The organism is Serratia sp. TSA_198.1 (assembly GCF_052686505.1).
This window is the reverse complement of the sequence record NZ_JBQZFP010000010.1, coordinates 113,858-125,628: the sequence shown is the minus strand read 5'-3', so window position 1 is coordinate 125,628 and position 11,771 is coordinate 113,858. Positions and strand designations below refer to the sequence as shown.

Genomic DNA, 11,771 nt, shown 5'->3' with positions numbered 1-11,771 from the left:
GGCTGGGCGACTGGTTCTCGTTAGAGGAGTCGTTGTTCCCGGTCAGTGGAGGCGCATTATAGGGAGTTCTCAGAAGCCCGCAACCCCTAATTTCAATATTTTTTCCAACCGTTGAATGTTTAACCAAAACCCTGTCAAAGAGGCAGTTTTTTCAACGATTTAAAGCCATACCCCTGCAAAACGGGCAATAAAGCGTCAGTGTCTTCATTCAACGCCATGCAATACGCCAGATTATCTTCCTGAGTCGACACCAGATTTTCCTGCGAAGAAATAAGCCAAGCGGTGCGACGAGCAATAGCCGCACCGGAATCCACCAGTCGGGTTCCCTCAGGCAACACCTGCATTAACTCTTCGGCTAATAAAGGGAAGTGGGTGCAACCGAGTACCACGGTATCCGGCGGCTCGCGCATGCTCAGCCATGGATGCAGAATTTTCTTCAGCGTGGCCAGCGGTACGGCTTCACCGTGCAGCTTGGCTTCCGCCAGTTCCACCAGCTCTGAAGATCCCAATAGCTCGATCTTGCAATCGGTAGCGAAGCGGGCAATCAACTCATGGGTATAGGTGCGCTGTACGGTACCCCGGGTAGCCAACAGCCCGACAACGCCATTGGCGGTCAGGCGGGCAGCAGGTTTAATCGCGGGCACTACGCCCACTACCGGGAAGGTAAAGCGCTCGCGCAGCGCCGGTAGCGATACGGTACTGGCGGTATTACAGGCGATGACGACAATCGCCAGAGGATGCCGCTGTTGTACCGCGCTGACAATCTCCAGCACGCGTTCAACGATAAACTCTTCGGATTTCTCGCCGTAGGGGAACGCCACGTTATCGAAGGCATAGATATAGTGAAGGTCCGGCAGCAACTGCCGAACCTCCTGATACACCGACAGCCCGCCGACGCCGGAATCAAATACCAGCACCGTCGGGCGGGGCGTCGCGGTGGTGTTAGAAGGTATAGCTTCCAGTGAGGTAGTATTCTCTTCCTGGAGTAGCGTAGCCATAAGCCGTCTCATAATCTTTATCAAACAGGTTGGCAATTCTACCACGAACTGTCAGATGAGATGTGACCGGATACGAAACTGCGAGATCCCACAGGCTGACGCCGCCGAGTTTAACTGTTCGTGTAGTGTAACCACTGTAGTCGCCATCGTAGCGTTCACCCAGATAATGGTAGGTTACAGCCCAATCGAAGTCATATACCTGCCAGTCCAGCTCATATTTTACCTGCTGCTTGGCACGACGCAGCAACACTTCGTTGGTTTTTGCATTACGTGGATCAACATAGTCATAACCAATTTGGTGGCTCAACGGCCCGGTATCAAAGGAAGCCGTAGCTTCAACACCTTTAATGGTTGCTTTATTGACGTTGTAGTAAGCAGAACCAGAACCGCTGGATGCATAGCCGATCAAGTTATCTATATCGTTACGATACCCGGTGACACGCCAGGTAACCGGCCCGGTTAATCCCTCAAAACCACCTTCCCACTGTTTACTTTCTTCCGGTTTCAAATCCGGGTTGCCGCCAAAGCTACCGTATTGTTGCCCCAGATTCGGTGCTTTAAACGCAGTGCCATACGAAGCAATCGCGCGATAACCCTCAACAAACTCCCAAGCAGCACTGGTTTGCCAGGTACCGTGCCAGCCAAATTGCGAGTTATCGTCACCGCGTACAGCCCCTTCCAGAGTAAAGGCATCAATTTGTTGCTGCCCCGTCAGATAAACCCCGGTATTACGCTGGCTCTTGCTATCGGTAATGTAAGCTGTGCCTGGCTCAATTTTCTGATCCTGCCAATCGATACCCGTACTGATATTGCCCTTGGCAACCTGGAACGTATTGCCCCACTGCACATTATATTGTGTGGAATCATCCAAGGTTGCAGAAGCAGAATAAGGACCATACTTGGGATCATAGTTATAGTCTTTACTGTGGCTATAGCTGGCAATTAGCTGACTGGCATAAATACCGTCCTGGTAACGCAGGCCACTATCCCAACTTTGGCTATAGAGCTGACGAGTATCAGGCAGTGCATCTAAATGGGCCGAGTCAGAATAACTGTAATTACCGTCATAAGCCGTACGGTTGTCATAACCGTAGCCACGAACAAAACCGCTGAACACATCATTAAACTTATGATCTATGCCGCCATACAGAGACTTGCTCATGAAACCGTCGCGGTCGGATTGCGCCGGGTTGCCGAAACTGTCCGGCAGGTTGGCCACCACATCATAGCCTTTGGTATAGGTATAGTTGCCTGCAACCGTCGCTACCGTACGCTCGCCCAGTTGTTGCTGAGTAGACGCATCGTAAGCCTGATAGCCATTGGAACCGACGCCGGCGGAAAGCGTGGTGCCATTCTTCTCGCGGGTGGTAATAATGTTGACCACCCCGCCGATGGCATCAGATCCGTACGCTGCCGAACGCGGCCCGCGGATATATTCGACTTTTTGCACCAGCGAGATCGGGATCTGGCTGAGGTCGGAAGAGCCGCTGACGCCAGCCTGATTAAGGCGAATGCCGTCAATCAGCACCAACACATGACTGGAGTTGGTACCACGGATAAACAGCGAGCTTTGCTGCCCCAAACCGCCGTTTTGCGCAATATCCACGCCCGGCAAACGACGCATCACGTCGGTCAGGCTTTTGGCCTGCCAGCGGTCGATATCATCACGGGTAACAACAGAGATTGGCGCCAGCACGGAAGAAACCGGCTGCGGGAAGCGGTTGGCGGTAACCACCAGGTTATCGCTGTTATTGGCTGTGGTGTTGTCTTGCGCCCATCCAGAAAAAGCCGTGACGGAGGAAACCACCATCAGCAGCGTATTTTTTGTAATTGTCATGAAAAAGCATCCAAACTTAATTGGCGGATGCCGCAGGATCATGGCCGGTAATTCGCGACGGCCACGGACATTGCGACGTAATACCGGCAGGTCTTCGGGCTTGGGAGTTACAAGTTGCACAGGCAACCTGCACCAGGCGATGACTTCCCATCCTGCAGTGGACAGTGTCTGCGTAAAAACGCTATCGCCGTGACTTCCCCTTACCGCTGCGCGTCAGCTCCGGATTCACACCGGATTCCCTTTTCACTCGCTGCTTGAGGCCGGACGGCAATGCTACGATCAATGTAAATAGATGTCTAGACTTCCACTAATGTTACAAATAATAAACACGACAAAACTGGACTTCACGGGCTGATTCCCTACAATCCCCGCTGATCAAATTTGCCTGACGAGAAGAAACATGACGCCCGAGAATTTGCCTATTGAACGTTACGATGACCAACTGGCGGAGAAAACTGCCCGGCTGAAGACGCTGATGTCACCGTTCACGGCACCCGAGCCGGAAGTGTTCCGCTCGCAAGTCGAACATTACCGTATGCGCGCCGAATTCCGCATCTGGCATGATGAAGACGAGATGTATCACATCATGTTTGACCAGCAGACCAAGCAACGTATCCGCGTCGATCGTTTCCCGGCCGCCAGCGAATTGATTAACCGCCTGATGAGCGCACTGATCGCCGCTATCAAGCCAGAGCCCATCCTGCGCCACAAGCTGTTCCAGATTGACTATCTGTCGACCCGCAGCGGCAAAATCATTGCTTCGCTGCTGTATCACCGCAAACTGGATGAGGCCTGGCAACAACAGGCGGAAAAGCTGCGTGATAGCCTGCGCGCACAGGGCTTTGATTTGCAGCTGATTGGCCGCGCATCGAAAATGAAAATCATGCTGGATCAGGATTATGTAGACGAAGTCCTGCCGGTCGCCGGACGCGATATGATCTACCGCCAGGTGGAAAACAGCTTCACCCAGCCGAACGCGGCAATGAACATACAGATGCTGGAGTGGGCGCTGGACGTAACGGCAGGTTCTCAAGGCGATTTGCTGGAACTCTACTGCGGCAACGGTAACTTCTCGCTGGCGTTGGCGCGTAATTTCGAGCGGGTGTTGGCCACCGAAATAGCCAAACCTTCGGTCGCGGCGGCGCAGTACAACATTGCGGCCAACCATATCGATAACGTGCAAATTATCCGCATGGCGGCAGAAGATTTTACCCAGGCGATGAACGGGGTACGGGAGTTTAACCGGCTGAAAGGTATCGATCTGAGCAGCTATAACTGCGAAACCATTTTTGTCGATCCGCCGCGCAGCGGGCTGGACGATGAAACGGTAAAAATGGTGCAAGCCTATCCGCGTATTTTGTATATCTCATGCAACCCGGAAACGCTGTGCGCCAATCTGGAAACGCTGCAGGAGACTCACCGCGTCAGTCGTCTGGCACTGTTTGATCAGTTCCCGTACACCCATCATATGGAATGCGGTGTGCTGTTGGAAAAACGCGTTTAACCTGACAGGGGCGCCGTTGCTGCGCCCCTGCCCAACCTTTATGCCTGCGTATTCCCCTCCAGCGCCTTGCGCGCCTTCAGCTTCACGCCAATCCAGAGCACCAGCGCCACTGCGACAATCGCAGGCAAGAAGTTAGAGCCAATCTGCGGGTATTCCGCACGCACGATCGCACTGTATAACAACACCCCCAACAGGAAACAGGCTGCGGCCAGTTTCGGCATGCCATCCGGCATGGCGCGGTGCTGATAACGTTGGTGCAGGCAGTACACCGCCAGAGCCAAAGCGATTATCGGGAAAATAGAAAACGGCACTACCGAGCTGAACAACGCGGCAAACGAACCGTTGATTGAAAGGCCGGCAATCAACGCCAGCAGTAAAGTGCCATTCTCACGGCCTGATTTTTCCATCATTTTCTACCTTTATACGTGGGACACAGAAGCTTTTTCTTGCTCGCGGCGATACCAGTAATAAGCGCCCTTGGAAATCATCCGCAGTTGCAACACTAAACGTTCCTCAAGCCGACGCCGTTGGTCGATGTCAATATCCAGCGCTTCGGCGCCGGCGCTGAACACGATAGTCACCATGGCTTCCGCCTGCGCTTCGGTGAAGCTGCGCGGCATATGGTTTTCCAGCTCAAGGTAATCCGCCAGTTCGGCGATAAAATGTTGGATCTCGCGCGCCACCGCCGCACGGAAGGCGGCCGAGGTACCGGAACGCTCACGCAACAACAGGCGGAAGGCGTTGGGGTTATTGCCGATAAACTCCATAAAGGTGGAGACCGAGGTGCGGATCACACTGCCGCCCTTGGCGATACGCTGGCGCGCCTGCCGCATCAGTTGGCGCAGCATCAGGCCACTCTCATCGACCATGGTTAGCCCAAGCTCGTCCACATCACGGAAGTGGCGGTAAAATGACGTTGGCGCGATGCCCGCCTCGCGTGAGACTTCGCGCAAACTCAGGCTGGCAAAGCTGCGTTCGGCGCTTAGCTGGCTGAATGCCGCCTCAATGAGGGAACGACGAGTCCGTTCTTTTTGTTGTGCTCTGACGCCCATATGCATATCCAGATAAGATCCATTCATTGAGTCTAACGCCGTGGAGTCGGCAATATAGCAAATTTTATTGCAACAGCATTTATACAAACGCGTCCTGTCACAGTTTCAGCCTGTACCATTTGTGCTTTGCCTCAAAAAGCCTAATGGTGATTGGGCGCTCAGCGCTATGATGTTAAGATACCGTTGTAATTTTGTATAAAAACAGGTCTCTCCTACATGCAACAGCACTATCAATTTGATGCCATTGTAATTGGCTCGGGCCCTGGTGGTGAAGGTGCCGCTATGGGGCTGGTGAAACAGGGCGCCCGCGTGGCCGTTATCGAACGGTACAATAATGTGGGCGGCGGATGTACTCATTGGGGTACCATACCGTCCAAAGCCCTCCGCCACGCCGTCAGCCGCATTATCGAATTCAACCAGAACCCGCTTTACAATAATTCACGCACGCTCAGTGCAACCTTCCCTGACATTTTACGCCACGCCGATAACGTCATTAATCAGCAAACCCGAATGCGCCAGGGTTTCTATGAACGCAACCAGTGCAAACTGTTTGCCGGCGATGCGCGCTTTATCGACGCCAACACCGTCAGCGTCAGCTACATGGATGGCACCCAGGACACCATCCGCGCCGATCATATCGTGATCGCCTGCGGCTCGCGCCCTTACCACCCGGCCAGCGTCGACTTCAATCATCCGCGCATCTATGACAGCGATTCCATTCTCGAACTGAGCCACGAACCGCGCCATGTGATCATTTACGGTGCCGGGGTGATCGGCTGTGAATACGCGTCGATCTTCCGTGGCCTGAACGTGAAGGTGGATCTGATCAACACCCGCGATCGCCTGCTGGCATTCCTCGATCAGGAAATGTCGGACTCGCTGTCATACCACTTCTGGAACAATGGCGTGGTGATCCGTCACAACGAAGAGTTCGAGAAGATCGAAGGCACCGAAGACGGCGTGATTGTTCACCTGAAATCCGGCAAGAAAGTGAAAGCGGATTGCCTGCTGTACGCCAACGGGCGTACCGGTAACACCGATTCACTCGGGCTGGAGAATGTCGGTCTGGAGTCAGACAGCCGCGGCCTGCTGAAAGTGAACAGCATGTACCAGACCGCGCTGGCGCACATTTACGCCGTGGGTGACGTGATTGGTTATCCGAGCCTGGCATCCGCCGCTTACGATCAGGGCCGCATAGCCGCACAGGCGATCGCCTCCGGCGAAGCCAGCGGGCATCTGATCGAAGACATTCCGACCGGTATCTACACCATTCCGGAAATCAGCTCCGTCGGTAAAACCGAGCAGGAACTGACAGCAATGAAAGTGCCGTATGAAGTGGGCCGCGCCCAGTTCAAGCATCTCGCACGTGCGCAGATTGCCGGGATGAACGTCGGCAGCCTGAAGATCCTGTTCCATCGCGACACCCTGCAGATCCTCGGGATCCACTGCTTCGGCGAGCGTGCGGCGGAGATCATCCACATCGGCCAGGCGATCATGGAACAGAAAGGTGAAGGCAATACTATCGAATATTTCGTTAATACGACCTTCAACTATCCGACCATGGCCGAAGCCTACCGGGTGGCAGCGCTAAACGGCTTAAACCGCCTGTTTTAACGTGGTACTGAAGTAGTTCTGCATGTGCTCGCGGATCGCCTCGGCCAATTGCTCATAACGACTGCGCAATGGGGAGCCGGGGCGGTACACCAGCGCAATGGTGCGCTTCGGTTCCGGTTTATAACAGTCGAGGTAGCAGACGCCGTCTCGCTCACGCTGCGGCGGTACCGCAAGCGTTGGCAACAGGGTAATGCCGCTGCCTGCCGCCACCATATTGCGCAGCGTTTCCAGACTGGTCGCGCGGAAGTGAGTATCCTCGTCCGCCCCCGCCTGGAAGCAAAAACCCATCGCCTGGTCGCGCAGGCAGTGGCCATCTTCCAGCATCAGCAGTTTTTCGCCCGCCAAATCCGGCATCGCTACGCGATCGCGCTGCGCCCATGGGTGATCGGAATACACCGCCAGTTTCATCGGCTCATCAAATAGCGGCACTTCGATAAAGGCTTCCGTTTCCTTCACCAGCGCCAGAATGGCGCAGTCCAGCTTGCCGCTGTCGAGTTGCGCCAGCAGTTGATGGGTCTGCGCTTCATGCAGGTACATTTCCAGCTTGGGAAAGGTTTTATGCAGGGTAGGAATGATCTGTGGCAGCAAATAAGGCCCAACGGTAGGGATCAAGCCGATATGCAGCGGCCCTGACATCGCTTCCCCTTGTTGGCTGGCCATCTCTTTCAGGACTTTGACTTCGCGCAGCACGGTACGCGCCTGCTCCACCAGCAACAAGCCCGCCTGGGTGAATAACACCTTGCGGCTGGTACGTTCGAGCAGCATCACGCCCAGTTCGTCTTCCAGCTTGCGGATCTGCCCACTGAGCGTGGGTTGGCTAACATGGCATGAATCGGCGGCACGGCGGAAATGCCGATGCTCGGCCAAGGCGACCAGGTACTCTAAATCACGAATATTCATTTTTTCCCTCCAGACCATGATAGCTCATGGCGATAGATAAGATAGCAATGAGCGATTAGATCTATCAAGCCCCGACGTCAATAATGTGTCCCAACGAAGCGATACAGCGCTAACAGCCAAAAATTATTTTCCTAATTAAGGGGTTAATCCATGTTTACCAGCCAAGAAGGCAAAAAAGTTCCTCAGGTTACTTTCCACACCCGTCAGGGCGACCAATGGATTGATGTCACCACCAATGACCTGTTCAAAGATAAAACCGTCATCGTATTTTCTCTGCCGGGCGCGTTTACCCCGACCTGCTCTTCCAGCCATTTGCCACGCTACAACGAGCTGTCCAGCGTGTTCAAACAGCACGGCGTTGACAGCATCTTGTGCGTCTCGGTGAACGATACCTTCGTGATGAACGCCTGGAAAGCCGATCAGCACGCGGAAAACATCACCTTCGTGCCGGACGGCAACGGAGAGTTCACCAAAGGCATGAACATGCTGGTCGAGAAAGCCGATCTGGGCTTCGGTCCACGTTCATGGCGTTACTCGATGCTGGTGCGCAACGGCGTGGTGGAAAAAATGTTCGTCGAGCCCAACAAACCGGGCGACCCGTTTGAAGTCTCTGACGCCGACACCATGCTGAAATACCTGGCGCCGGAATTCAAAGTGCAGGAATCGGTTTCGCTGTTCACCAAGCCTGGCTGCCCGTTCTGCGCCAAAGCCAAACAGATGCTGCAAGAACGCGGTATCCAGTATGAAGAAATCGTGCTGGGCAAAGACGCCACCACCGTCAGCCTGCGTGCCGTCAGCGGCCGCGCCACTGTACCTCAGGTGTTTATCGGCGGCCGTCACATCGGCGGCAGCGATGACCTGGAAAATTTCCTGTCAGCCTGATTAATCAATAATAACGAAGACAACGTGAACTTTGGCGGGCTCCGGCCCGCCCTTTTTTTTTACCTTTCAGGAGCGGATATGAAACAGTTGAATGTTGACGTCGCGGTTATCGGCGGCGGCACCGCCGGTCTGGGCGCCTATCGCGCTGCCAAACTTTCTACCCCCAGCGTGGTGATGATCGAAGGCGGGCCTTATGGCACCACCTGCGCACGCGTTGGCTGCATGCCATCCAAATTGCTGATCGCCGCCGCCGAAGCGGTGCATCAAATCGAGCGCGCACCCGGCTTTGGCGTGTATCCCGCCGGTAAAACCACCGTTAACGGCCGTGAAGTGATGGACCGCGTCAAACGCGAGCGTGACCGCTTTGTCGGCTTTGTGCTGGAAGGCGTCGACGAGATCCCGGCCGCCGACAAGATTCACGGCTACGCCCGCTTTATCGACGACAATACCCTGCAGGTCGATGAACACACGCGCATCGTGGCGCAGCGGATCGTTATCGCCACCGGTTCCCGCCCAAGCTGGCCGGCAGCATGGAATGCACTGGGCGACCGGCTGATCGTCAATGACGACGTGTTTAACTGGGACGATTTGCCGCAGTCCGTCGCGGTGTTTGGCCCGGGTGTCATTGGCCTGGAGCTGGGTCAGGCACTGCACCGCCTGGGCGTCGACACCAAAGTGTTTGGCGTCGGCGGCGCCGTCGGCCCATTAACCGACGGTGCAGTGCGCAGCTATGCCGCCAAAGCCCTGGGCGAAGAGTTTTATCTTGATGCCGACGTAAAGGTCGAGATGATGCAGCGCGAAGGCGACAAGGTGTTTATCCGCTACCAGGATCTGCAGAGTCAGCCGCAGGAAATCATGGTGGATTACGTACTGGCCGCCACCGGCCGCAAGCCGAACGTCGATAAGCTGGGCCTGGAAAACACCGGCCTCAAACTCGACGCTCGAGGCGTGCCGCAGGCCGACCGTTTGACCCTGCAAACCAACGTGCCGCATATTTTCATCGCCGGCGACGCCAGCAACCAGCTGCCGCTGCTGCATGAGGCCAGCGATCAGGCACGCATTGCCGGGGCCAACGCCGGCAGCTTCCCGGAAATCACCCCAGGCCTGCGCCGCAGCGCGATTTCGGTCGTATTCTCCGATCCGCAGATAGCCATGATCGGTTCGACTTTCCGCGAACTGAACGAGAAATTCAGCGCTTGCGGCTGCTTCGACATCGGCGAGGTTTCGTTCGAGAATCAGGGGCGCTCTCGCGTGATGCTGCGTAATAAAGGCCTCTTGCACGTCTACGGCGAGCAAGGCACCGGGCGTTTCCTGGGTGCGGAAATGATGGGGCCGGACGTGGAGCATATCGCTCACCTGCTGGCCTGGGCGCATCAGCAGCAGATGACCATCAACCAAATGCTGGATATGCCGTTCTACCACCCGGTGATCGAAGAAGGCTTGCGCACCGCACTGCGCGACCTGCAGGCCAAGCTCAAACTGGGTAAGGCCGAGGCGGAACGCTGCCAGCGCTGCCCGGGCGAGTAAACCACCATAAAAAAAGCGCGGCTCACACTGTGAACCGCGCCTTTATGAACCGGCTAACTTAACTTAAAACAACCGCTGTTTCGCTTCGGCGATCGCGCTGGCGACCTGCTGAGGAGAAACCCCGCCCTTGGCCGAACGCTTGTCCAGGCAAGATTGCAGCGCCAGAATCGGGTACACGTCGTCGCCAATCACCGCACTGAACTTCTGCAATTCGGTCAGCGTCAGCGCCTCAAGCGCCTTGCCCTGTTGGATGGCTTCTACCACCGCTTCACCGACGATATGGTGCGCCTCACGGAACGGCACGCCTTTGGCGACCAGATAGTCCGCCAGTTCGGTCGAGTTGGCGTAACCCTGCTCAGCCGCCTCTTTGCAGCGTGGGCGTTTCACCTGAATGCCGTCCAGCACCAGCGCCGCCATCTGCAGGCAATCCATCCAGGTATCCAGTGCGTCGAACAGCCCTTCCTTGTCTTCCTGCATGTCTTTGTTATACGCCAGCGGCAAGCCTTTCAGCGTCATCATCATGCCGGTCAATGCGCCCTGTACACGGCCGCATTTGCCGCGGATCAGTTCCAACGCATCCGGGTTTTTCTTCTGCGGCATCAACGAAGAGCCGGAGGTTACGCGGTCGGACAGATCGACAAACGCCGCTTCGCCGCTGTTGAAGAAGATCAGGTCTTCGGCAAAGCGCGACAGATGCACCATGCTGATGGAGGCATTCGACAGCAGCTCCAGCACGTGGTCGCGGTCGGAAACGCTGTCCAGGCTGTTGCGGGTGGCCGAGGCAAAACCCAACCAACCGGCAAGCTGCTCACGATCGATCGGATAAGCGGTACCGGCCAATGCGCCGCTGCCCAGCGGGCTGACGTCCAGGCGCTTGAGCGTATCTTGCAGGCGGCTTTCATCGCGCGCCAGCATTTCCACGTAGGCCAAACACCAGTGGGCGAAAGTGACCGGTTGCGCGCGCTGCAAGTGGGTATAACCCGGCATCACCGCATCCTGATTGGCTTCGGCAGTTTCCACCAGCGCCTGCTGCAGTTGCACGATGGCCTGATGCAGTTCGCCGATTTGCTGTTTGCACCACAGTTTCAGATCGGTCGCGACCTGATCGTTACGGCTACGGCCGGTATGCAGCTTCTTGCCCAGATCGCCGACTTTGTCGATCAGCTTCTGCTCCACCCAGCTGTGAATATCTTCCGCATCGCTGCTGACAATCGCCTGAGGGTTGGCCTGTACCTCTTCCAACAGCACGCTCAAGGCCTGCTCAAGCTGTTGCTGCTCGGTTGCCGTCAGCACGTTGACGGTGACCAGCGCTTTCGACCAGGCCACAGAGCCAACAATGTCCTGTTCCGCCAGGCGATAATCAAAGCGCAGAGAGTCGTTTAACTGTTTGAACCGCTGATCTGCCGCCTGACTGAACCGTCCGCCCCAAAGTGCCATACCTTTACTCCTGTACCCGT

10 protein-coding genes and 1 riboswitch are annotated in these 11,771 nt (G+C 55.7%); of the genes, 4 read left to right on the top strand and 6 right to left on the bottom strand.

From position 1 onward, the window contains the following. Positions 1-134: 134 nt before the first annotated feature. Both murI and btuB read right to left on the bottom strand, forming a co-directional pair. Complete coding sequence (gene murI / locus ACUTSW_RS24415) at positions 135-998, bottom strand: glutamate racemase (RefSeq protein WP_020457658.1); 864 nt, start codon at positions 996-998, stop codon at positions 135-137. Continuing rightward, the gene (gene btuB, locus ACUTSW_RS24410; protein WP_445585540.1) at positions 943-2,835 is read right to left on the bottom strand and encodes a TonB-dependent vitamin B12 receptor BtuB; all 1,893 of its coding nucleotides are present in this window, start codon (positions 2,833-2,835) and stop codon (positions 943-945) included. The genes murI and btuB overlap by 56 nt, the downstream gene beginning before the upstream one ends. Before the next feature lie 68 nt (positions 2,836-2,903). Further along, positions 2,904-3,115, bottom strand: a riboswitch (cobalamin riboswitch). 120 nt (positions 3,116-3,235) lie between these two features. Here btuB and trmA point away from each other — a divergent pair. Next, a complete protein-coding gene (trmA, locus tag ACUTSW_RS24405) occupies positions 3,236-4,339 on the top strand; it encodes a tRNA (uridine(54)-C5)-methyltransferase TrmA (protein ID WP_445585539.1) in 1,104 nt (367 codons plus the stop codon). A gap of 38 nt (positions 4,340-4,377) precedes the next feature. Here the strand turns inward: trmA and ACUTSW_RS24400 are convergent, their stop codons facing one another. Together ACUTSW_RS24400 and fabR are read right to left on the bottom strand one after the other, a co-directional pair. Next, positions 4,378-4,746: a YijD family membrane protein gene (locus ACUTSW_RS24400; RefSeq protein ID WP_006328796.1), complete on the bottom strand. Its 369-nt coding sequence runs from the start codon at positions 4,744-4,746 to the stop codon at positions 4,378-4,380. Positions 4,747-4,758: 12 nt separating this feature from the next. Continuing rightward, positions 4,759-5,391, bottom strand: coding sequence for an HTH-type transcriptional repressor FabR (fabR, locus tag ACUTSW_RS24395; protein WP_006317771.1), 633 nt, complete (start codon positions 5,389-5,391; stop codon positions 4,759-4,761). Positions 5,392-5,607: 216 nt separating this feature from the next. Between fabR and sthA the strand changes: the two genes are divergently transcribed. After that, positions 5,608-7,005, top strand: a complete 1,398-nt coding sequence (gene sthA, locus ACUTSW_RS24390; RefSeq protein ID WP_062869041.1) for a Si-specific NAD(P)(+) transhydrogenase — start codon at positions 5,608-5,610, stop codon at positions 7,003-7,005. On the opposite strand, the gene oxyR is transcribed toward sthA, so the two are convergent. Next, a complete protein-coding gene (gene oxyR, locus ACUTSW_RS24385) occupies positions 6,988-7,905 on the bottom strand; it encodes a DNA-binding transcriptional regulator OxyR (RefSeq protein ID WP_013814983.1) in 918 nt (305 codons plus the stop codon). The two genes, sthA and oxyR, sit on opposite strands and share 18 nt — an antisense overlap. A gap of 150 nt (positions 7,906-8,055) precedes the next feature. Between oxyR and ACUTSW_RS24380 the strand changes: the two genes are divergently transcribed. Next, complete coding sequence (locus ACUTSW_RS24380) at positions 8,056-8,787, top strand: glutathione peroxidase (protein WP_004953139.1); 732 nt, start codon at positions 8,056-8,058, stop codon at positions 8,785-8,787. Positions 8,788-8,865: 78 nt separating this feature from the next. Further along, positions 8,866-10,314: a dihydrolipoyl dehydrogenase gene (locus tag ACUTSW_RS24375; RefSeq protein ID WP_445585538.1), complete on the top strand. Its 1,449-nt coding sequence runs from the start codon at positions 8,866-8,868 to the stop codon at positions 10,312-10,314. A gap of 63 nt (positions 10,315-10,377) precedes the next feature. On the opposite strand, the gene argH is transcribed toward ACUTSW_RS24375, so the two are convergent. Further along, on the bottom strand, positions 10,378-11,751 hold the full coding sequence (gene argH, locus ACUTSW_RS24370) for an argininosuccinate lyase (protein WP_445585537.1): 1,374 nt from the start codon (positions 11,749-11,751) through the stop codon (positions 10,378-10,380). Positions 11,752-11,771: the final 20 nt, after the last annotated feature.

What these genes read in the sequence shown, in the direction of transcription:
- murI (WP_020457658.1), bottom strand. Translation starts at nt 998, where the DNA reads ATGGCTACGCTACTCCAGGAAGAGAATACTACCTCACTGGAAGCTATA.
- btuB (WP_445585540.1), bottom strand. Translation starts at nt 2,835, where the DNA reads ATGACAATTACAAAAAATACGCTGCTGATGGTGGTTTCCTCCGTCACG.
- trmA (WP_445585539.1), top strand. Translation starts at nt 3,236, where the DNA reads ATGACGCCCGAGAATTTGCCTATTGAACGTTACGATGACCAACTGGCG.
- ACUTSW_RS24400 (WP_006328796.1), bottom strand. Translation starts at nt 4,746, where the DNA reads ATGGAAAAATCAGGCCGTGAGAATGGCACTTTACTGCTGGCGTTGATT.
- fabR (WP_006317771.1), bottom strand. Translation starts at nt 5,391, where the DNA reads ATGGGCGTCAGAGCACAACAAAAAGAACGGACTCGTCGTTCCCTCATT.
- sthA (WP_062869041.1), top strand. Translation starts at nt 5,608, where the DNA reads ATGCAACAGCACTATCAATTTGATGCCATTGTAATTGGCTCGGGCCCT.
- oxyR (WP_013814983.1), bottom strand. Translation starts at nt 7,905, where the DNA reads ATGAATATTCGTGATTTAGAGTACCTGGTCGCCTTGGCCGAGCATCGG.
- ACUTSW_RS24380 (WP_004953139.1), top strand. Translation starts at nt 8,056, where the DNA reads ATGTTTACCAGCCAAGAAGGCAAAAAAGTTCCTCAGGTTACTTTCCAC.
- ACUTSW_RS24375 (WP_445585538.1), top strand. Translation starts at nt 8,866, where the DNA reads ATGAAACAGTTGAATGTTGACGTCGCGGTTATCGGCGGCGGCACCGCC.
- argH (WP_445585537.1), bottom strand. Translation starts at nt 11,751, where the DNA reads ATGGCACTTTGGGGCGGACGGTTCAGTCAGGCGGCAGATCAGCGGTTC.